Raw genomic sequence first — 20,625 nt, 5'->3', positions numbered from 1 at the left:
GCGGGAGGCCCCCCTCTACGGCTAGCGTAGATACATGACGTCTACCACCACTGCCGGGACCGTCCGGCCCCAACGCAATATTCCAGCTGAAATCGCCCGCTCATGGCTCCTGGTTAATGCGATGAAACCCGAGCTCTTCGACCCCTCCGCAGTGTCCCGCGCGGACGCCATCATCCTGGATATCGAGGACGCGGTGGATCCTTCCCAGAAGGACGCCGCCCGCGCGCACGTTGTCGAGTGGCTGGCCGCCGGCGGCAACGCCTGGGTCCGGATCAACGACGCCACGAGCCCGTTCTGGGCCGATGACCTCGCCGGTCTCCGCGGCACACCGGGGCTGCTGGGCGTGATGCTGGCCAAGACCGAGTCCGCGGACCAGGTCACCGAAAGCTTCCACCGCATGGACGGTAAGACCCCGGTCATCCCGCTCGTCGAGTCGGCCGTCGGGATCGAGGAGGCCAACCACATCGCCAAGGCCCAGGGCGCATTCCGCTTGGCCTTCGGTTCCGGCGACTTCCGCCGCGACACCGGCATGGCGGCCACCGCCGAGGCCATGGCCTACCCGCGCGCCAAGCTTGTGGTGGCCAGCCGGGTCGGCAATCTTCCGGGCCCCGTCGACGGACCCACGGTGGGCACCAACCACCCGATCCTGCGCGAGCAGACCGGCATCACCGTGATGATGGGCATGACCGGCAAGCTCTGCCTGGCCACCGACCAGACCAACGTCATCAACGAGGTCATCAGCCCGACGCCGTCCGACGTCGCCTGGGCCACGGACTTCATGGCCGACTTCGAGGCCAGCGGCCGTGTCATCCGGGACGGCTCGGACCTGCCGCGCCTGGGCCGCGCCGAGAAGATCATGAAGCTCGCGATAGCGTTTGGGGTGCAGCCGGCCCTGTAGCCGCCACCAGAAGCCAAGGAGACCCCGTGACCGATCCCTGTTATCTGGTCCACGGGGTCTTTTGGGACGGGCCCCCGGCCGTAGCGCCCGATGCCGGCCGCCCCGTGATGCGGCTGCAGGACCGGTCCGGAACGCTTGCCGAGGTGGTGCTCGACGCCGGCGTCCGGCTAGGCTTCCGGCTCGCCGCCGACGGGAAGTCCTGCCTGGGGCACCACAAGGTGCACGGACCCGCGGACCGCGACCACATCCTCTGCCCTGCCCGGGCTGCAGCCACGAGGGGGAGCCAGTGCGGGCGCTGCTTCGTGGTGGACGATTCGCGGCTTATCCACGACTTCCACCGCGGAGGCCGCGTCCCGCCGGGTCTGCGCGCCTACCTGATGCAGCCGCACTGGCTCTACGTCGCCACCTTCGCCAGCGGGGCCAGCAAGGTGGGGACCGCAGCACACGTGCGCAAGTGGAACAGGCTCGCCGAGCAGGGGGCCGTCGTCGCCCGCTATATCGCCCGCGCCGACGACGGCCGGGTGGTCAGAATGCTGGAAGACCTGGTGACCCGCGACGCCGGCCTGCCGCAGCAGGTCCGCTCGGCCGCCAAAGCCACCGCCCTGGCGGGGCCGGCGCCCGCCGTCGAACTGGACGCCCTGAACAGACGGCTGGCCGGCGGGGCCAGGGAACTGCTGGCAGGCGCCGGGATCGGCGGCTTCGAGGCGGTGGATGAGCGGTGGGTCCGGCCCGGACTGGCGGACACCGCGTGCGCGCCGGCAGCACGGCACGCATACCCGCATAACCTCGGCGCTGGGGCCCACGGGTTCCGGATCGCCTCGCTGAGCGGCAGCATTGCGCTGGCCTCCCTCGACGGCACGGAACTGGAATTCGTCGTCGACCTCGGTCAGCTTAAGACCAGGACCATCGCGTTCGGCCGCCATGGCTCGGGCGTCCCGGCGGTGCAGGAAGCGTTGTTCTGACGCCTGAATTACCCAGCGACGCGCAAAATACCGGACGCGCCCGTATAACCGCGTCGGCAGGTAATTTGAGCGTCGCCAGGGGGTTTGCGCCTCGCGGCGTTTCCCGCGCGCCCCGGTAGACTGGCCCGGTGCTGAAAGAATTCTGGGACTCCGCGCCAACCGCCTACAAGGTGCTCGTTTTCAGTGCCATGGCCCTGATCGCCACCGGCATCGTCCTGAACCTGGTGGGAAACTCCACGGGCAACCAGGCCCTCTCCGTTGCCTCGCTGCCGGTCATCGGCCTGGGCCTGGTCCTGCACATCGCCGGGATTGTGGTGCGCGGCCAGACTATCCGGAAAAACCTCAAGCGCTAGCTTCGGCGTTCCGCCGGACATGGCTCCGGGCATGCTCCACGGCGTCGGGCAGGGACGAGAACAGGTGCTTGTGATGCCGCAGAGAGCGGATCACCCCGACATTCGTCACAAGGTCCAGGTGCTGCGGCTGGACACCCTTGAGCAGGACCGTGATGCCCCGCAGTTCAAGCGCCGAGATGACTTCCACCAGGGTGTGGGCGCCCGTTGCATCAAGCATTCTGACCTGCGAGAGCCGGATGATCGCGACCTGGATGTCCCTGACCTGGCTGATTTGCTGCAGGACGCGTTCCGCGGCGCCGAAGAACATTGCCCCGTCCAGGCTGAAGATGGTGATGTGCTCGTCCCCGGCGACGGGTGTCCCGGGAATCTCCTCGCGCCGGACCCCGCTCAGGGAGGCGAACTTGCGCAGGGTGAAGACGGCCGCGGCAACAAACCCGATCTCGATGGCGACGATCAGGTCGAAGGCCACGGTGATGATGGCAGTCAGGACAAACACGAAGGCGTCGGCGCGTGTGGATCGCATGATGGCGGTGACCGTGTGCCGTGAAACCATGCGGGTTGCCGTGACCATCAGGATACCGGCCAGGACCGCCAGCGGGATCCGGCCGACCAGCCCGGCCGCGAGGTAGATGATGGCGAGCAGCACGAGCGCGTGGACAATCGCGGAGAGTCGTGTCTTGGCGCCGGAACGGACGTTCACGGCAGTCCGCGCGATGGCGCCGGTGGCAGGCATGCCGCCGAAGAACCCTGCCACGACGGATGCGAGGCCCTGCCCGGTGAGCTCCCGGTCCGGGCTGTAGGCCCCGGAGGGCCTGCCGTCCGGGCCCACCATACCGGCGGCCACCCGGGCCGAGAGCAGGGATTCTATGGCGGCGAGTGTCGCGATGGACACCGCGGGCATGAGCAGCCCGCCCAGCGCACCCGGATCGAGGGAGGGCATCGACGGCGCGGGCAGGGAATGCGGCAGGGCGCCGATCCTGGGGATGTCGAGCCGAAGCAATTCGGCGGCGACGGTGGCCAGCAGCACCGCGATCAGGCTCGCGGGCAGGGACTTGTGCAGCTTCGGGAGCAGGTACATCACGGCGGCAACCCCCACGACGACGGCGAGCGTCTGCAGCACAGTTGGTAAGGTCGCGTGCGAGGCACTCTCGATGGCGGCCAGCAGAGTGTTGTGGCCGGGGATACCCTCGGTGCCGGTCGCCATGGGCACCTGCTGGAGGAAGATGATCAGGGCGATGCCGAGGGTGAAGCCCTCCACTACCGGCCAGGGGATGAAGGCCACGGCACGGCCCAGCCCGCTGATGCCAAGAAGGATGACCAGCAGGCCGGCCATCAGCGAGACCAGGGCGATGCTGCTGACACCGTGGGTTGCGACCACCGGGGCCAGGACCACCACCATGGCGCCCGTCGGGCCGGAGACCTGGACATGGGAACCGCCCATGACGGCGGCCACGAGGCCGGCCACCACGGCGGTGATGAGGCCGGCCTCGGCGCCCACGCCGGAACTGACCCCGAAGGCGAGGGCCAGCGGCAGCGCCACGATGCCGACCGTGATGCCGGCCACCAGGTCAGCCCGCCAGGACGAGCGCAGTCCGTCGTAGTCGCGGCGGGACGGCAGGAAGGTCCGGAGCGAGAACCGCCGGCCCGGGCCGGGCTGCACCGTGCTGGCGTCTTTTTCGGCGGGTCTGCCGGCGACACGGGGTTCTGGCGGAATGCTCATGATGCCGGTCCTTCCATGGGGGATGCGGCGGTGCGCGGGGCCGCGCCGCGGCGTGCTGCGAGGTGCCCGCCGGGAAGTTCCTGGGCGAGCCTGAGTTGTTCACCGGAATCGGCCAGGGAGTCCAGAAGGAAGGTCCGGGAAATGGACAGGAGCTCCGAAATCATCGGATGCGCCAGCCGGTAGGTCACAGCATTCGCTGTCCGCACGGACGTCACCACCCCGTGCCGGCGGAGCGTGGCCAGGTGCTGGGACAGGTGCGAGGCCTCAAGCCCCGTTTCTGCCAGCAGGTAACTGACCGGCGCCGAGCTGTCCGGGGCGGCGGCCAGGAGTTCCAGCACCCGAATTCGGGCCGGGTGGGCGAGAGCCTTGAACAGGTTGGCCTTGATCTCATACAAAGGGCTCTGTGCTGCTGAAATCACGGCTGGCCCGCTCCTTCTCTGTGCCGCGGGATGGAACGGGACCCGCATGAATTGATGAATTGATGTTTTCATCATACCGCGTTGGCCGGCTGGTGTCACGAAGGATGACCCGCGGGCAGGCCCGATAGGCTGGAACCATGACTATCAATCCGGATCTGCAGGGCCGAAGCTACCCTGCCGCAGAGGTGTACGACGTTGGCCGCGAGAAGATCCGCGAGTTCGCGCGCGCCGTCAAAGCCACTCATCCCGCCCACTTCGATGTCGACGCGGCAGCGGCCCTGGGCCACCGCGACCTTGTGGCGCCGCCGACCTTCGCGATCATCGTCGCGCAGCGGGCCGACGCCCAGCTGATCGAGGACCCGGACTCCGGCATCGACTTTTCCCGCGTGGTCCACGCAGACCAGCGCTTCGTCCACCACCGGCCGATCGTCGCCGGCGACCGCTTGGTCGCCGAACTGCACGTCGACGGCGTCCGCGCCATGGGCGGCGGTGCGATGATCACCACCCGCTCGGAAATATTCGCCCTGGCCGGCGCCGATTCCCGCGAGGCCGTCGCCACGGCCACGTCGTCCATCCTGGTCCGCGGAGAGGGACAGTGACTATGAATACGCAGCGCGTTACACCCAACCTTGCAGAACTCACGGTCGGCCAGTCCATCGGCAGCCGCAGCATCGACGTCACCCGCACTGACCTGGTCAAATACGCCGGCGCTTCCGGTGACTTCAATCCGATCCACTGGAACGGGTCGTTCGCCACCGGCGTCGGGCTGCCGGGCGTGATCGCACACGGCATGTTCACCATGGGTGCGGTCGTCCAGCTCGTGACGGACTGGGCAGGCGACCCCGCCGCCGTCGTCGACTTCCAGACCCGCTTCACCAAGCCCGTCCCGGTGGCCGACACCACCGGGACGCCGGACGCCGGCGCCGTGATCGAGGTCAGCGGCGCCATTGGGGCGCTCGACGCCGGGGCCGGCACCGCCCGCGTCGACCTCACGGTCCTCTCGGCAGGACTGAAGGTCCTGATGAAGGCCCAGGCCGTCGTCAGGCTGGCCTAAGCCGCATGTCGCTGCTGTGAGCGCAGGCACGGCATCGGCCGCAGAGACCACCCGGTGGCGCAACGCCGTCGTCGCCGCCTACACGATGAGCGGCGTTGCCTTCGCCAGCTGGGTGTCCCGGCTCCCGGCCATCCGGGACGGCCTGGACCTCACCCCGGGAAACATTGGCCTGCTGCTGCTCTGCATGACGCTTGGCTCGTTCATCTCCGTGTCCGCCTCCGGGCTGATCGTGCTGCGCTTTGGGTCCAAGCAGACCATCCGGATCGGCAGCATCATGGTCGGCGCCGGCCTGGTCCTGGCCGGGTTCGGCACCTCGGTACTGGTCAACCCGCTGGTCGTGGCAGCGGGACTCGCGGTAATCGGCCTGGGCACGGCCAGTTGGAACACGGCCTCCAACGTCGAGGGCGCCGCAGTGGAACGGGCTGTGCGCCGGCACATCATGCCCCGGCTGCACGGAGCCTTCAGCCTGGGCACCGTCGCGGGCGCAGGGGCCGGGGCATGGGCCGCCGGCGCGAGTGTTCCGGTCTTCTGGCATCTCGCCGCTGTGGGGCTGCTCGTGGCCTTCACCGTGGCGGCCGCGGCCGGGTGGTTCCGGGCAGACATCACTCCGGTGGAGGCCACACAGAACTTCAAGCCGGCCACTCCGGATACCTTCGAGGATCCCTCGACCGGCCCGCTGGCCATCATCACGGCCTCCGCCCGCCCCGAGGAGCCGCTGGACAGCAAACGCCAGATCGCGCACGCCTGGCGGGACCGCCGGACCCTGCTGCTCGGCGTCCTGGTCCTGGGGCTTGCCCTGGCCGAAGGGGCGGCGGGGGACTGGGTGGCGCTGGCGCTCGCCGACGGCCACGGCCAGTCCGACGCCGCGGGTGCCGCCGGGTATGGCCTCTTCGTCACCTTCATGACCGTGGGCCGCTTCGCCGGGACCCTGGTCCTGGACCGCTTCGGCCGCGTCCCGGTGATGCGCTGGTGCGCGGCACTGGCCGTATTCGGCCTTGGCCTGTTCGTCTTTGCCCCGGCGCCGTGGCTGGCCTACGTGGGGCTGGCCATTTGGGGGCTGGGCGCCTCGCTGGGCTTCCCGGTGGGCATGTCCGCTGCCGCCGACGACCCCGTCAAGGCAGCCGCACGGGTCTCCGTGGTGTCGACGATCGGCTACGGCGCGTTCCTCTGCGGGCCGCCGTTGCTGGGCCTGCTCGCGGAACACGTGGGCATCCTGCACTCGCTGCTGGCCGTCATGGTGATGCTGGTGGCCAGTTTCCTGCTGTCCCCGGTATCGCGGAAGATCAGCCCGGCGTAGCCCGGGCTGCGGGGAAGGCACTGAACTGGCCCATCCCGGTTAGGCTGGTCAGGTGACCCAGACTCTGCTTTCTGCCCTGACCACGGCTGCCGTCGGCGGCCCCGCCGGGACTTTCGTCGAAGCCCGCACCGAGGCCGAAATCATCGACGCCGTCCGCTCGGCGGACGCTGCCGGTGAGCCGCTGCTCATCATCGGGGGCGGCTCCAACTTGCTGGTGTCCGACGACGGGTTCCCCGGCACTGTGCTGAAGATCGCCTCTGCGGGGTTCACCGTCACCGCGGAGGACTCCTGCGGCGGCGTCGCCGTCGTGGTCCAGGCAGGCCACAACTGGGACGACTTCGTCGGACACTCCGTGCTGCACGCCTGGTCCGGCATCGCTGCGCTGTCCGGCATTCCGGGCGCCACCGGTGCCACCCCGGTGCAGAATGTCGGCGCGTACGGCTCAGATATGTCCCAGACGATCGCCGCGGTGCGGACCTGGGACCGGGAGCGCGCTGCCGTCCGGACGTTCACCAACTCGGAGCTGAAGTTCGGCTACCGCGACTCCATCCTCAAACAGACCACGGTCAACGGATCCCCGCGCTATGTGGTGCTCACGGTCGAGTTCCAGTTGCCGCTGGGCCGGATGAGCGCTCCGATCCGTTACGCCGAGCTCGCCCGGGTGCTCGGCGTCGAGGCCGGGCAGCGGGCCTATTCGAACGAGGTGCGCCGCGAGGTGCTGCGGCTTCGGGCGTCCAAGGGCATGGTCTGGGATGCGGCGGACCGGGACACCTACTCCACCGGTTCCTTCTTCACGAACCCGATTGTGCCGGCCGGTGTGGCCGCGCAGTTGCCGGCGGACGCTCCGAGATTTCCGGAAGGCGCGGACGGGCTGACCAAGCTCTCCGCGGCCTGGCTGATCGACCAGGCCGGCTTCGGCAAGGGCTTCGGCCTCGAGCCGGGCAGCATCTCCGGCGGCCGGGCGTCGCTGTCGACCAAGCACACCCTGGCCATCACCAACCGCGGTGGTGCCAGCACTGCGGACATGCTGGCGATCGCACGCGAGGTGCGCCGCGGCGTCGTCGAACGCTTCGGAATTGAACTGCACCGGGAACCGCTGCTGATCGGCGTCGAACTCTAGGAAGCGGAGCCGCGCCGGCGGACTCAGTCGCTGCTGCCGGGCGGGGCTACCTTGCTGAACAGCATAAAGGTGAAGCCGGAGGCCGCGGCGCCCAGCAGGAAGACCTGGCAGAACGCCACGGACTGGGCACTGGGACCGCTCCGGAGCAGCAACCCGGCGCAGGCGAAGGCGACCGCCCCGGCAAGCAGCGCGAGGGAACCGAACAGGAAACTCTGCACCGTGGCGGGAAAATCCGCGGTGGATTCAAAATGGAGTTCCCCGTCGCGCGGCTGGGTGTTGTGCGGTGTCTCGGTGCGGGGCTGCAGCGTGGCGGCCGTGACGAAGCAGGCCACCGACACCGCCATGCACACCCCGGCAACCAGCTGCATGGTGCTCATCATCGGGGAGAGCCGGGTGCCGCTGGCGATTGCGACGGCGAGCCCGGCGGCCATGCCGGCTGCGCTGGAGGCCCAGCCCAGCAAGGCCAGCCTCCTGCTCAGGGGCCGCAACTGCGGCCACATCTCACTCATGGTCATCCATCAAGGGTAGATAGCTCTGCTGGACGATGGCTGGGAACGGCCCGGACACGAGCCGGACCGGGCCGGAAATGCCGGTCCCCGGACCTAGGATAAGTCCATGGCAGCAGTTCGTGCCCGGCTCAGCAGGGGCATCATCGGCCGGCTCCGCCTGGTCTCGCAGGGCCTGATCGGGCCGGGCTTCAACAGCGCCGCGGACGCCGTCCGGTGGATGACGGCCATGCAGGGCCAGGATCTGCAGGCCGCCCTCTGGGCTGTCGGGCAGCGGGTCCCGGGCTCGCGCCTCGGTGACGTCCGTTCGGCGCTTGACCGGGGCGAGATTGTCCGGTCCTGGCCGATGCGCGGCACGCTGCACTTGCTTGCGCCCGAGGACCTGTTGTGGATCCTGGACATCACCGCCGATCGGCTGATCCGCGGTATGGCCGGGCGTCACCGGCAGCTCGGGATTACTGCGGCCGACGTCGGCGCTGCCGCTGAAGCCGCCCGGCAGCTGGTTGCCGGCGGGGCGCCCGCCAGCCGGGCGGAGCTGTTCCGGGCCTTCGAACGGGCCGGACAGTCCAGCGCCGGCCAGCGCGGCATTCACCTGCTGGGGATCCTTTGCCAGCGGGGGTGGCTGGTGCAGGGGCCACTGGCCGGCAACCAACAGCTCGTGGTGGCCTTTGACGACTGGATCACAGGGTCGCGGAGCCTGGATCGGGCCGAGGGCATCGCCGAGTGGCTGCTGCGGTACCTGCGCAGCCACGGCCCCGCCACCGAGCGTGACTTCTCCTGGTGGGCGGGCATCCCGCTCGCCGAGGTCCGGGCAGCACTGGCCGAAATCAAGGGCCAGCTGGTGGAGCTTGAGTTCGAAGGGACCAGCTACTGGCTCTCCCCGGAGTGCGCGGAACTGCTCGACGACGGTGTCCCCGGTGCGCGGACCGTGCTCGCGCTGCCGGGCTTTGATGAGTTCCTGCTGGGCTACACCGACCGGTCGCTGGTATTGCCGCCGGAGCATGCGAACAAGATCGTGCCGGGCGGCAACGGCGTGTTCAAGAAGACCATTGTGGCCGGCGGTGCGGTGATCGGCACCTGGGCGGGTTCCGCGTCCGGCCGGGGCGCCGCCGTGCCCGAGCCTTTCGACAACGTTAACGGGCTGCGGCCTGCGGCTCAAAAGTCCTTTGAGGTGCAGGCCGCGAAATACCGGAGATTCCTGGGCGCCTGAACGGCGCCGGGCGAACGTCCCTAGAGGGTGCCTGTCGCGATGTTGAGCATACGCCGCAGCGGCTCGGCCGCGCCCCACAGCAGCTGATCTCCGACCGTGAAGGCGCTGACGTACTGCGGGCCCATCTCCATCTTCCGGATGCGGCCCACCGGGATGTCCAAGGTGCCGGAGGCCGCCACCGGGGTGAGGTCGGCCATCGAGGCCTCCTTGGTGTTGGGCACCACCTTGGCCCACTCGTTGTCAGCAGCGAGGAGATTCTCGATCTCGGCGACGGTGAGGTCCTCGCGGAGCTTGAGCGTCAAGGCCTGGGAGTGCGAGCGCATGGCCCCGATCCGGATGCACAGGCCGTCCATGATGATGTGCTCATCGCCGGCGGTGCCCAGGATCTTGTTGGTCTCCACCCCGGCCTTCCACTCTTCCTTGGACTGGCCGTTGCCGAGGTCCGCGTCGATCCACGGGATCAGGGAGCCGGCCAGCGGCACCCCGAACTGGCTCGCGTCAATGTTGGTGCGCTGGTGGGCCAGGACCTTGCGGTCAATCTCGAGGATGGCCGACGCCGGGTCGTCCAGTTCGGTGCTGACCTCGGCGTTGAGTGTGCCGAACTGGCTCAGGAGCTCGCGCATGTGGCGGGCGCCGCCGCCGGAGGCCGCCTGGTAGGTCATCGAGGTGCCCCATTCGACGAGCCCGTTCTTGAACAGCCCGCCGAGGCCCATCAGCATGCAGGAGACCGTGCAGTTGCCGCCGATGTAGTCCTTCACGCCGCCGGCGAGGCCGGCGTCGATCACGTCGCGGTTGATCGGGTCCAGGACGATGATCGAGTCGTCGTTCATCCGCAGGGTGGAGGCGGCATCGATCCAGAGGCCGTCCCAGCCGCGGCTGCGGAGCTCGCCGTGGACCTGCTTGGTGTAGTCGCCGCCCTGGGCGGTGACGATAATCGGCAGCTTGGCCAGGGTCTCGACGTCGAACGCGTCCTCGAGCCTGCCGGCGTCGCCGGCCGCAGAACCGGCAAGGACCGGGGCGGCACCACCGGCGTTCGAGGTGGAGAAAAATACCGGGTTGATGGTGGCGAAGTCGCCCTCGTCCTGCATGCGCTGCATCAGGACGGAACCGACCATGCCACGCCAACCGACCAGTCCGACGGACGGAGTAGCTGCTGTAGTCATTGGGCCAGTTTAGACTTTTGCCGGCTCCGGGGCGCAGTCGGTTACGTCACCGCTCACTTCAACGGGTCCTGGCCGTTGGACGTGACGACTCACCTGTCACCGTAAACGGCCCGGGGCTACTCAACAGGCCGGGGTAGGTTGCGGGCTTTGCGCAGCTTTTCGGCCCGGCGTTCCTTGGCGTAGCTCGTCCAGGCGACCAGCGGCACCAGGATTCCCACCGGGATGGTCCACCAGATGTCGGCCAGAATCTCCCAGGTGCCGTCCAGCGCGATGCGGGCCAGGCCGTAGGCCACTCCGCCGGCGAACAGCGAGGCGAGGATGGCCAGGAAGAGCAGGCCGCCGGAGGAGTTGACCGGTTTGACCAGCCCGTGGCCGTCATCCTTCCGGACCCCGTATTCCTCGGCGGTGTAGGCAACCAGTTCGCCGTTCTCGGCCCGGCGCTGGACCACGCCGTCGTTCCCTGGCCGGGCGTGCGGGTAGCCCGGTTCCTGGGGCACATCCGGACTACGCCTGGCCACGGGTCTCCTCGATGGCGCGCAGCAGCCCGGCGTCGTCCAGGCCCCCGGTTTCCGCGACCTCATCGGCACCAAAGTCCGGGATGCCGGTGGTCCACAAGCTTGCCTCTCGGCGGACCAGCAGGTGCTGTTCTGCGTCGAGGGTCTTGAAGACGAGGTAGGCGGAGCCGCCGGTGTTTTGTTCGACGTGCTGGCGCACCACGCGGAGCGTCGCTTCGGCGGAGCTGATAGCGGGGTCCTGGGCGAAGACGAACCAGGTTCCCAGCAGCCGCGGCTGCAGCATGAGGGCCACGCCGGGAGCCTCGATCAGCACAACGTTGTCCATGGTGTCCCCGGTGAGCAGGGACACTTCGGTCCACCGGGTTGCCTGGCCGAGGGCCGTGGCAACGGCGGCCGCTACCCCGGTGACTCCAAGGTCACCGTCATCATCGATGGTGGCCATGTCCCGCGCCATGAGGGACGATGCCCCGGCCGTGGACAGCGTGACATCGTCCACCATGTCCTGGGCACGGAAGACGCTGACCGAACGGTCCCGGGAGGGCCCCTCGAACACATTGAGCAGGTAGGCGAATTCGCCCACGCCAAAGCCGATCACGTCGACGCCGAGCCGCGGCTCCTGCTGTGTCTGATCCTGGATAGTCATGTTGGTCTCCTAATCCCCGAAGCCGAAGAACTTCGCCACGGATTTGCCTGCATCTTTGGCGGTATCTGCCGCGTCACTGACGAACTCGCCGGGATCCTGCACCGCGTTGACGATACCCTCGCCGATGTTCTTCCCGACGCTGGAGATGGTGTCCCAGTTCTCGTAGACGGCGATCCCGACGCTGGCGACCTGGCAGACGGTTCCGGCGGGCGGCGGCAGGAAGCAGCCGACGCCGAGGAGTCCCTTGCCCGCGCTGGCCATACCGCCCTTAACGTCGCCGTCGGCGAAACTCCGCACGGAGTCGACGGCGCTGAAGCCGACACCGGCCCAGCCAAGGCCGCGAGCGAGGCCGGATTTGCCGAGCCACTCGAGTTTGGTGCCGGCGCCAAGCCAGGCTTTCTCCTCCAGCAACGGCCCGAACCTGGCCAGCGGCCCGATGTGCCGGTTGAGGTTCTTCAGCGATGCGATATCTGAGACCCTGTCGATCGCGGCGAGGCCGCGGTTCGCTGCTGCGGAGCCCTTGAGCAGGTTGTCAAGGGCCGGATTGCTCATCAGCCGGTGCGGGGCGAACCCGGGCCCGCCGATCCGGTGCTTCCCCTGCGTGAACGATTTGACGAAATCCGCGCGCTGGTTCTTCAGCACCCAGCCCAGCTGGCCGGTGTGCCTGGCCAGGGTCAGGGGCCCCTTGATGAGCTTTTGCACGCCCATGGCGGCCCTGAGCCCGCCGGCTCCGCCCACCAGGGCTCCGCCGAGCAGCGCCCAGCCGCCGGCACCGTTTCGGGCCCCGCCGATAGTCCCCGGCCCGCCGGCGGATCCGGTGGTACCTTGCCGCCCGGCGGTGCTGGCCTTCTCCTGCTGGTCCGCGTGCGTCAGGAGCCGCTTGGACTCTTCCCTGAGTGCCTGTGCCGTCTTCTGGATGAGCGCGCGGTGGCTGCCGTTCCATTCGGCCGTGAACCGTGCGCCGTCGGCACCCTTCCAGGATGAGGTGCTGTTGATGGCCGAGGTCAGGGTGGATGACTGCCGCAGCAGCGTCTCGGACGTCTTGCCGAACTGCTGTGCGAGTGTGCGCAACTGGGCCACGTCGGCACCCCACAAATTTCCTGCCATAGCGGCTCCCCCTTATCCGTGCATCAGCCTAACCGGCCGCGACCGAGGCCGACCGCATTCCGACGTGAAATTCCAACCCGCCCAATCTAACCGGAACGGCCGAATCCGGCGATGGGGTGATCTCCCCATCCCCTGCTCTGGTGCCGCGCGCGGCGGACGGCCGCCGGAACGGGGCGGCACCGCAGGGCGCTACTCGCCGTCGTGCTCCTGCAGCAGCGCGCTCTTGCGCTTCCGCAGCGCCAGCACCGCTCCGAAGACGAACACCTGGGTTACCACCACGAGCACGATCGCGCCGACGATCTTCTTGTCGCCCAGGATCATGGTCAGTCCGACGATCGCGGATAGCAGCGCCAGCAGGGGCAGGAGCATGTAGCCGAGGACAAAGAGGGTTTCGGGTTTCTTCAGCATCCCTAGGCCTCCGTCCGGCGCCACAGGTTGATCCTGTAGCGGGTGCCGTTGGCCGACGTCAACCAGCCGTCGGCCGGCAGGGATACTTCCGCGGTCCAGTCATAGCCGAGGTCCGGGGCGAACGTGTCGCCCTCCGTGGTGGTGTCGATCGTGGTGATGACGGCAACGTTGGCGAGGTCCATGGACTGCGCATAGATGTTGCCGCCGCCGATGATCCAGACCATTTCGTTGCCCGGTGCGAACTGGGACTCCAGAAGCGCGTCGTCCAGGGACTTGACCGCGATGGCGCCTTCCGCCGCCGATGTCCCGCCCCAGCCTTCCTGGCGGGTGATGACTATGTTCGTCCGGCCCGGCAGGGGGCGGTATTTCTCGGGAAAGGATTCCCAGGTCTTGCGGCCCATGATCACCGGGTGGCCCGTTGTGAGCCGGGTGAAGTGCGCCATGTCCTCGGGAAGGCGCCACGGCATGCCGCCGTCCTTGCCGATGACACCGGTGCTCGTCTGGACCCAGACGACGCCGAGCCCGGTGAGGGCGGCCAGCTTGCCGGTAAAGTCAGCGGGCTGTACGCCCTGCATTTTGTCGTTGCTCATACGGCTATCGGGGCCTTAATCGTCGGGTGGTGCTGGTATCCGACCACCTCGAAGTCTTCGAGGGTGTAGTCGAAGATGGACTCCGGCTTGCGGTTGATCAACAGCCGCGGGTACTCGTACGGGGTGCGGGTGAGCTGCTTGAGGACCTGGTCCATGTGGTTGTCGTAGATGTGCACATCGCCGCCGGTCCAGACGAATTCGCCGGGTTCAAGACCGGTCTGCTGGGCGATCATGCAGGTCAGCAGGGCGTAGGAGGCGATGTTGAACGGCACGCCCAGGAAGGTGTCCGCGGATCGCTGGTACAGCTGGCAGGAGAGCTTGCCGTCGGCCACATAGAACTGGAAGAAGGCGTGGCACGGCGGCAGGGCCATGTCCTTGAGCTCGGCGACATTCCAGGCCGAGATGATGTGCCGGCGCGAGTCCGGGTTGGATTTGAGGTTCTCCACCAGCTCCGCGATCTGGTCGATGTGACCGCCGTCGGGCGTGGGCCAGGACCTCCACTGGACGCCGTAGACCGGGCCGAGCTCACCGTCGGAGTCCGCCCATTCGTTCCAGATGGTGACGCCTTGCTCCTGCATCCACTTCACGTTGGAGTCGCCACGGAGGAACCACAGCAGCTCCACGGCCACAGACTTGAAATGCACGCGCTTGGTGGTGATCAGGGGGAAACTCTTGCCCAGATCGAAGCGCAGTTGGCGGCCGAACACGCTGAGCGTGCCAGTCCCGGTACGGTCCGATTTGTGCGTGCCGTGTTCCAGGACATCGCGCAGCAGGTCTTCATAGGGCGTAGGGATGCTCACCGTCACAGTCTACTGAGCTATGACGGGCGCCCTGCCCACTGTTAAGGACATCAGTCGTCGAAGGGCCTGAACCGCTCCACTGCGACCACCTGGTTCTTGCTGCCGCGCGCCACATGGCACACCACCACCTCGCCGGGGGCCAGGAACGGATCGGCGTCCGGCAGCAGGGCACGCAGCCGGGAACTCATGTGCTTCCCGAGCTGGGCAAACACTGTCTGCAGGGCCGGCCGGTGTGTGCAGAGCGCCACAGCCCGCTGCTTATCGAACAGGCCCTCGACGGCGGCGGCCGTCTTGTGCGGGTGCCGGCCGTGCCGGTGTTCCGTGAGGGCATCATTCAGCTTGACCTTGGCCTCGGCGGCCTTGGCATAGGGCGCGATAGTGGCCACACACCGGCGCCAGGGGCTTGAGACGATGCGCAGGGGTTTCCAGACCTGCAGGAGCCGCCCTACCGCCTGCGCCTGCCGCATCCCGGTGGCGGCCAGCGGCCGGTCCCCTTCGGCCTTGGTCCAGGAGGAACGCGGCTTGGCTTTGGCATGCCGCACGATCACGAGCGGCCAGGTTTCCAGTTCGCCGCGGGCATGGGCGGCCGCCAGATGCTCCAGCGGGCCGACGTCGCTCGGGTTGCTCAGCAGCCGGGCGGCCTTTTCCGGCGAACACCACATCACGCTGTCCACTTCCTTGCCGTCCGGCACCAGGGTGGCGCCGTCGACGTCGGCCGCCCAGTAGTGGACGACCTTCAGCCCGGCCGGGACGTGGTAACGGATGGGCGGGAGGGGGATGCCCAGAGTGGTTTTCAGCCCGATTTCTTCCTCCACCTCGCGGATGGCACATTCGGGAACCGTCTCCCCGGCGTCGATCTTGCCCTTGGGCCAGGACCAGTCGTCATAGCGGGGGCGGTGGATCAGCAGGACCTCAAGCTTGCCCTTGTCGCTCGAGTTCGCAGTGCGCCGCCACGGCAGGGCGCCCGCCGCGGTCACGGCAATCGGCTCGCCGGGATGGTCTGTCTGGTCGGCGAGCGGGGAGTCGCTACTCAACGCCAGAGCCCCTACCGCAGGCCGGTCGAGCGTTGCCGCGAGCGGGACGCCAGCAGCCAGGACTGGATGTCCGCCAGGTTCCGGCCGTCCTCCGCAAGGTGGTGGCGGGTCCATTCCCCGCCGTTGTCCAGGTGCCAGCTCGCCGTGGCCGGATCCATGTACCGGCGCAGCAGGTCCATAACATACGTCGTGTCGTCCCCGCTGGTGAGCTGAACCAGGGCCTCCACGCGGCGGTCAAGGTTACGGTGCATCATGTCTGCCGAACCGATGTAGACCACCGGATCCCCGCCGTTGGCGAACGCGAAGACGCGGGAGTGCTCCAGGAAGCGGCCAAGGACGGAGCGGACCGTGATGTTCTCGCTGAGGCCCGGAATCCCGGGGCGCAGGGAGCAGATGCCGCGGACGATGATATCCACCGGAACACCGGCCTGGGACGCCCGGTAGAGGGAATCGATGATGGCCTCGTCCACGATCGAGTTGACCTTGATCTGGACCCGGGCGGCGAGGCCCGCCTTGGCGTTGCGGATTTCGGTTTCGATCCGGTCGATGAGACCGGAGCGCACTGAACGGGGTGCCACGAGCAGCCGCTTGAAGGTCGACTTCGGGGCGTAGCCGGAGAGCTGGTTGAAGAGCTTGGACAGGTCCTCACCCACCTGCTCGTTCGCCGTCAGCAGCCCAAGGTCCTCGTAGTAGCGGGCCGTCCGAGGGTGGTAGTTGCCGGTGCCGATGTGGCAGTAGCGGCGCAGGCCATCCACTTCCTGGCGCACCACGAGGGAGAGCTTGCAGTGGGTCTTCAGGCCCACGATTCCGTAGACCACATGGACGCCGGCCTGTTCCAGTTTCCGGGCCCATGAGATGTTGGCCTGCTCGTCGAACCGGGCCTTGATCTCCACGAGGGCCAGGACCTGTTTGCCGGCCTCGGCGGCGTCGATCAGGGCATCGACGATCGGGGAGTCACCGGAGGTCCGGTACAGGGTCTGCTTGATGGCCTGGACCTTCGGATCCGAGGCGGCCTGCTCGAGGAACGCCTGGACCGAGGTGGAGAAGGAGTCATAGGGGTGGTGCAGGAGGATGTCCCGGCGGCGCATGGCCGCAAAGACGTTGGCCGCCTTGGAAGTCTCCGACTCATTGAGGTAGCGCGAGGTGTGCGGGACGTGCTTTGGATAGTGCAGGTCCGCCCGGTCGATCCCGGAAATGACCGAGAGCCCGCGCAGGTCCAGGGGTGCCGGGACGGAGTAGACCTCGGATTCCTCGACGCCGAGCTCGCGGATCAGCAGCGCCCGGATGTTCGGATTGATGTCAGTGGTGACCTCGAGCCGGACCGGAGGGCCGAAACGGCGGCGCAGCAGTTCCTTTTCCAGCGCCTGCAGCAGGTTCTCGGCGTCGTCCTCTTCCACCTCGACATCTTCGTTGCGGGTCACCCGGAAGGTGTGGTGCTCCAGCACCTCCATGCCGGCGAACAGCTGGTCCAGGTGGACGGCGATGACTTCCTCGAGGGCGATAAAGCGGGCCACCCGTCCCGGAATGGAGCCGGCGCGGGGACCGTCGATGGAGATCAGGCGCGGGAGCTGGTCCGGGACCTTGAGGCGTGCGAAGAGTTCCTTGTCGCTGACCGGGTTGCGGACCACCACGGCCAGGTTCAGGGACAGCCCGGAGATGTAGGGGAAGGGGTGCGCGGGGTCCACGGCCAGCGGTGTCAGGATGGGGAAGACCTTCTCGGCGAACATGGCGCTGAGCTGGTCTTTGGCCTGGGAATCGAGCTCATCCCAGTGCATGAGGTGGATGTGCTCGTAGGCCAGCGCGGGGCGGATCTGCTCGGCGTAGACCCGTGCGTGGCGCTGCTGCAACCGGTGGGCCTCCTCGCCGATCTGCTCCAGCACCTGCACCGGGCTCAGCCCGGCGGGGGAGGGCACGGCGAGGCCGGTCGCGATCCGGCGCTTGAGCCCGGCCACCCGGACCATAAAGAATTCGTCCAGGTTCGACGCGAAGATGGACAGGAAGCTGACCCGCTCCAGCAGGTGCAGATCCGGGTCTTCGGCCAGTTCCAGGACGCGGGAGTTGAAGGCGAGCCAGCTGAGTTCCCGGTCCAGGAAACGGTCCGGGCTGATGTCGCCTTCCGGTGCCAGGTTGGGGGCGAACTCGGGGATGTCGATCCGGTCCTGGGTGGCGCGTGAGGCCGGCACTTCGGAGGAGCCGAAACGGGCACGCACCGGAAGGGCTCTCTTATCCGAGGTTGCGGGGTCAGACGTGGCGGTCCGGGCAGCGTCCGGTTGCATGGTCTCTCCTAAGGCTGGCGCGATTTAGTTTCAACCATACAAGCATTCGCCGTGCGGTCATCTTCCGGAGAGTCCAGATTTCGGCCGGCGCGGAGCGGCGGTCTGCCGATTGGTTTAGCGCCCCTCCAATGGTGCGTACATAACGTCGACGTCCCAGCGGGCGAAGCCGAGCTTGCGGTACAGCGACACGGCCGGGATGTTGTCCGCGTCGACATACAACATGACCGCGTGCAGGCCCAGGTCCTGGAGGTACCTGATGCCGGCGACGGTGAGTGCCGTGCCCAGCCCGGTTCCCTGTGCTGCCGGGGCGACGCCCACGGCGTAGACCTCGCCGATGGCCGGGTGCTCGCCGTGCCGGGGGTGCACCTTGGTCCAGTGGAAGCCGAGGAGTTGGCCTGAAGCGTCCACGGCCAGCAGGAAGCCGGCGGGATCGAACCACTGCTCGGCCATCCTGGCGTCGAGGTCGGCGCGCGACATATTGCCCTGTTCCGGGTGGTGCGCAAACGCGGCCTTGTTCGCCGCGAGCCAGGCGTCCTCGTCCTGGCCCGGGACGAAGGGGCGCAGGCTGGCGCCGTCCGGCAGGGCAATGTCCGGGAGGGCGGCGTCGGACGGGCCGGCCGCCGCGGTGGTGAGCCGCATCTTCCACAGTTCACGGACCGGGCCGTAGCCGTAGTGGGCAGCCAGATCCGCGGCGGCCTCGTGGTTGCCATGAGACCACGCGTTGAGCCCGGCGAAACCGCGGGTGTCCCGGAGTTCGGCCACGAGCCGGCCCGCCGCACCCTGGTTGCGGTAGCTGGGATGGACAGCGATTTCCAGCACCCCCGTGCCGTCCGGTTCCCCGACGACGACGGCGACGCCCGCCAGATCCTGCGCTGTGGCGGGGTCGGACTTGTCGTCTGGAGAGTAAAGGGCGAGGGTCAGCACGGTATGTTCGCCGGTGTCGGCCGCCCGGAGCGTCACCAGGGTCTGCTCGGAGAGCGGCGGGTTGCCGTCGGACTCCTCGGCGGCGGTCACGAGGGCTTTGACGTCCCGCCACAGCTGTTCATCCACAGCTCCGACGGCAGCGAGTACGGGCCAGTTTTCCGGATGCGCAGGACTCATGGTGCAAGGCTATACGCTGGGGCCGCGGCGGGGCCGATTTTGATGTTTCCGGGACTGTTCCGTATAGTCGTTAACTCATCCGGCCTACGGCACTTGCTGCGCCGGATGCGAGGGGGATCCACCACTGGGGTGGCCTCGATACGTTCGACCCGTATGTCCTCCACTAGCGAATTTCAGCAGTGAACACAGCGAAAGCCCCGGACGTAAAAGTCCGGGGCTTTCGCTGTGTTCGAGGTGTGGCCGATGAACATCAGAGTGGGTCCAGGCGGGCCTTGAGCAGGCAGAACTCATTGCCTTCGGGGTCGGCCAGGACATGCCACGGCTCTTCCCCTGTCTGGCCGATGTCGGCCGGGCGCGCACCGAGCTTCAGAAGGCGTTCGAGCTCGGCGCCCTGATCGCGGTCGGTGGCGCTGACGTCGATGTGCAGCCGGGATTTCCCCTTATCCGGCTCATCATGGCGACTGAGGATGATGGTCGGTTGCGGACCGCCGAACCCTTCGCGCGGCCCGATCTCCACCGAGCCGTCGTCCTCGCGATCGAGCACCACGAAGTCCAGGACCCCACACCAGAACCGCGCCAGCACCTCAGGGTCACGGCAACCGAGCACGAGCTCACTGATACGACATGCCATGAACGAAACCTGCTTTCAGTCTGGGGCAAGGCCGTTGGCCATGCACTAGGAAAGCTGACGTTGAGGCACGCCCTAGGCCTCGGTCAGCTCTTCCTCCGGGTGGCGGACCAGGGTCAGGCGGTAGCCGACATTGCGCACGGTGCTGATCAGGTTCTCGTGGTCGGCGCCGAGCTTCGCGCGCAGGCGCCGGACGTGGACGTCCACAGTGCGGGTGCCGCCGTAGTAGTCGTAGCCCCACACCTCGGTGAGCAGTTGCTGGCGGGTGAAGACGCGTCCGGGGTGCTGGGCGAGGTACTTGAGGAGCTCAAATTCCTTGAACGTCAGGTTCAGCGCCGCGCCGTTGACACGCGCCGTGTAGCTTGCCTCATCGATGACGACGCCGGCGGCCCGGATTTCCGTCGGGGCATCGTCCTTATCCGGGACGGCGCGCGCCACGCCCAGACGTATGCGGGCTTCGACCTCGGCCGGTCCTGCGGATTCCAGCACGATGTCATCCACGGCCCAGGCCGAGGAGACCGCCGCCATGCCGCCCTCGGTGAGGATCAGCATAAGCGGTGCGCTCAGGCCGGTGGCCTTGAGCAGCTGGGTAAGGGAGCGGGCGCCGACAAGGTCCTTGCGGGCGTCCAACAGGACGATGTCACAGGGATCGGTGTCCAGCAGGGCCGTGGGCTCGGCCGGAAGAATGTGCACCCGGTGGTTCAGCAGTTCCAGAGCAGGCAGAACATCCACCGATGAGCCGGTGCTGTTCGTCAGGAGCAGGATGTGCGACATGGTTCCTCCAAGGGGTGTCCGCGCATCTTTGGGCGTCTGTAGCTGAT

The 20,625-nt window shown here is 67.9% G+C and carries 23 protein-coding genes; 8 read left to right on the top strand and 15 right to left on the bottom strand.

All coding sequences use genetic code 11. The features are described from left to right. Positions 1 to 34: 34 nt before the first annotated feature. From ACZYZE_RS04135 to ACZYZE_RS04125, 3 genes are all read left to right on the top strand, one after another. Positions 35 to 898 (top strand): HpcH/HpaI aldolase/citrate lyase family protein, encoded by an 864-nt coding sequence (locus tag ACZYZE_RS04135; RefSeq protein WP_459318196.1) that lies wholly within the window; start codon positions 35 to 37, stop codon positions 896 to 898. A gap of 26 nt (positions 899 to 924) precedes the next feature. Next, positions 925 to 1,860, top strand: coding sequence for a DUF2797 domain-containing protein (locus ACZYZE_RS04130; RefSeq protein ID WP_463906395.1), 936 nt, complete (start codon positions 925 to 927; stop codon positions 1,858 to 1,860). A 128-nt stretch (positions 1,861 to 1,988) separates the two neighbouring features. Beyond that, a complete protein-coding gene (locus ACZYZE_RS04125) occupies positions 1,989 to 2,213 on the top strand; it encodes a DUF3188 domain-containing protein (protein WP_463906393.1) in 225 nt (74 codons plus the stop codon). Here the strand turns inward: ACZYZE_RS04125 and ACZYZE_RS04120 are convergent. Together ACZYZE_RS04120 and ACZYZE_RS04115 are read right to left on the bottom strand one after the other, a co-directional pair. Continuing rightward, entirely contained in the window at positions 2,203 to 3,933 is a 1,731-nt protein-coding gene (locus ACZYZE_RS04120; RefSeq protein ID WP_463906390.1) for a SulP family inorganic anion transporter, read from the bottom strand. The genes ACZYZE_RS04125 and ACZYZE_RS04120 overlap by 11 nt on opposite strands. Beyond that, entirely contained in the window at positions 3,930 to 4,352 is a 423-nt protein-coding gene (locus tag ACZYZE_RS04115; RefSeq protein ID WP_463906387.1) for an ArsR/SmtB family transcription factor, read from the bottom strand. The genes ACZYZE_RS04120 and ACZYZE_RS04115 overlap by 4 nt, the downstream gene beginning before the upstream one ends. A 137-nt stretch (positions 4,353 to 4,489) precedes the next feature. Here ACZYZE_RS04115 and ACZYZE_RS04110 point away from each other — a divergent pair, with 137 nt between their 5' ends. The 4 genes from ACZYZE_RS04110 to ACZYZE_RS04095 all read left to right on the top strand — a co-directional run bounded on the left by ACZYZE_RS04110 (position 4,490) and on the right by ACZYZE_RS04095 (position 7,823). Beyond that, positions 4,490 to 4,951, top strand: a complete 462-nt coding sequence (locus ACZYZE_RS04110; RefSeq protein ID WP_459318191.1) for an FAS1-like dehydratase domain-containing protein — start codon at positions 4,490 to 4,492, stop codon at positions 4,949 to 4,951. A 2-nt stretch (positions 4,952 to 4,953) separates the two neighbouring features. Beyond that, positions 4,954 to 5,406 carry a MaoC family dehydratase gene (locus ACZYZE_RS04105; RefSeq protein ID WP_459318190.1) on the top strand — a complete coding sequence of 151 codons (453 nt, stop codon included), beginning with the start codon at positions 4,954 to 4,956 and terminating at the stop codon, positions 5,404 to 5,406. A gap of 85 nt (positions 5,407 to 5,491) precedes the next feature. Further along, positions 5,492 to 6,703 carry an MFS transporter gene (locus ACZYZE_RS04100; protein ID WP_463906699.1) on the top strand — a complete coding sequence of 404 codons (1,212 nt, stop codon included), beginning with the start codon at positions 5,492 to 5,494 and terminating at the stop codon, positions 6,701 to 6,703. A gap of 52 nt (positions 6,704 to 6,755) precedes the next feature. After that, positions 6,756 to 7,823: a UDP-N-acetylmuramate dehydrogenase gene (locus ACZYZE_RS04095; RefSeq protein ID WP_463906384.1), complete on the top strand. Its 1,068-nt coding sequence runs from the start codon at positions 6,756 to 6,758 to the stop codon at positions 7,821 to 7,823. Between the two features lie 23 nt (positions 7,824 to 7,846). Here the strand turns inward: ACZYZE_RS04095 and ACZYZE_RS04090 are convergent, their stop codons facing one another. Next, complete coding sequence (locus ACZYZE_RS04090) at positions 7,847 to 8,332, bottom strand: hypothetical protein (protein ID WP_463906380.1); 486 nt, start codon at positions 8,330 to 8,332, stop codon at positions 7,847 to 7,849. Between the two features lie 106 nt (positions 8,333 to 8,438). Here ACZYZE_RS04090 and ACZYZE_RS04085 point away from each other — a divergent pair, with 106 nt between their 5' ends. Then, positions 8,439 to 9,539, top strand: a complete 1,101-nt coding sequence (locus ACZYZE_RS04085; protein WP_463906379.1) for a winged helix DNA-binding domain-containing protein — start codon at positions 8,439 to 8,441, stop codon at positions 9,537 to 9,539. Positions 9,540 to 9,559: 20 nt separating this feature from the next. On the opposite strand, the gene asd is transcribed toward ACZYZE_RS04085, so the two are convergent. The 12 genes from asd to ACZYZE_RS04025 all read right to left on the bottom strand — a co-directional run bounded on the left by asd (position 9,560) and on the right by ACZYZE_RS04025 (position 20,578). Continuing rightward, a complete protein-coding gene (gene asd, locus ACZYZE_RS04080; protein WP_463906377.1) occupies positions 9,560 to 10,702 on the bottom strand; it encodes an aspartate-semialdehyde dehydrogenase in 1,143 nt (380 codons plus the stop codon). 116 nt (positions 10,703 to 10,818) lie between these two features. Then, positions 10,819 to 11,220, bottom strand: coding sequence for a hypothetical protein (locus ACZYZE_RS04075; protein WP_463906376.1), 402 nt, complete (start codon positions 11,218 to 11,220; stop codon positions 10,819 to 10,821). After that, positions 11,207 to 11,860, bottom strand: a complete 654-nt coding sequence (locus tag ACZYZE_RS04070) for a hypothetical protein (protein WP_463906375.1) — start codon at positions 11,858 to 11,860, stop codon at positions 11,207 to 11,209. The genes ACZYZE_RS04075 and ACZYZE_RS04070 overlap by 14 nt, the downstream gene beginning before the upstream one ends. A gap of 9 nt (positions 11,861 to 11,869) precedes the next feature. Next, complete coding sequence (locus tag ACZYZE_RS04065) at positions 11,870 to 12,967, bottom strand: WXG100 family type VII secretion target (protein ID WP_463906372.1); 1,098 nt, start codon at positions 12,965 to 12,967, stop codon at positions 11,870 to 11,872. Between the two features lie 189 nt (positions 12,968 to 13,156). After that, complete coding sequence (locus ACZYZE_RS04060; RefSeq protein ID WP_459318182.1) at positions 13,157 to 13,375, bottom strand: NF038396 family protein; 219 nt, start codon at positions 13,373 to 13,375, stop codon at positions 13,157 to 13,159. Between the two features lie 2 nt (positions 13,376 to 13,377). Next, positions 13,378 to 13,965, bottom strand: a complete 588-nt coding sequence (locus tag ACZYZE_RS04055) for a dihydrofolate reductase (protein WP_459318181.1) — start codon at positions 13,963 to 13,965, stop codon at positions 13,378 to 13,380. Next, positions 13,962 to 14,765: a thymidylate synthase gene (locus ACZYZE_RS04050; RefSeq protein WP_459318180.1), complete on the bottom strand. Its 804-nt coding sequence runs from the start codon at positions 14,763 to 14,765 to the stop codon at positions 13,962 to 13,964. The genes ACZYZE_RS04055 and ACZYZE_RS04050 overlap by 4 nt, the downstream gene beginning before the upstream one ends. Before the next feature lie 50 nt (positions 14,766 to 14,815). Beyond that, positions 14,816 to 15,799 (bottom strand): NUDIX hydrolase, encoded by a 984-nt coding sequence (locus ACZYZE_RS04045; protein ID WP_463906369.1) that lies wholly within the window; start codon positions 15,797 to 15,799, stop codon positions 14,816 to 14,818. 11 nt (positions 15,800 to 15,810) lie between these two features. Further along, a complete protein-coding gene (locus tag ACZYZE_RS04040; RefSeq protein WP_459318178.1) occupies positions 15,811 to 18,075 on the bottom strand; it encodes an RNA degradosome polyphosphate kinase in 2,265 nt (754 codons plus the stop codon). Positions 18,076 to 18,189: 114 nt separating this feature from the next. Continuing rightward, positions 18,190 to 19,176, bottom strand: a complete 987-nt coding sequence (mshD, locus tag ACZYZE_RS04035) for a mycothiol synthase (protein WP_463906367.1) — start codon at positions 19,174 to 19,176, stop codon at positions 18,190 to 18,192. Positions 19,177 to 19,426: 250 nt separating this feature from the next. Beyond that, on the bottom strand, positions 19,427 to 19,807 hold the full coding sequence (locus ACZYZE_RS04030; protein WP_463906364.1) for a VOC family protein: 381 nt from the start codon (positions 19,805 to 19,807) through the stop codon (positions 19,427 to 19,429). A gap of 72 nt (positions 19,808 to 19,879) precedes the next feature. Beyond that, a complete protein-coding gene (locus ACZYZE_RS04025) occupies positions 19,880 to 20,578 on the bottom strand; it encodes a winged helix-turn-helix transcriptional regulator (protein ID WP_463906361.1) in 699 nt (232 codons plus the stop codon). Positions 20,579 to 20,625 lie beyond the last annotated feature (47 nt).

The sequence above is a fragment of the Pseudarthrobacter woesei genome (assembly GCF_055412745.1).
Note: the sequence above shows the minus strand (reverse complement) of the source record. Positions and strands in the feature narration are given on the sequence as shown.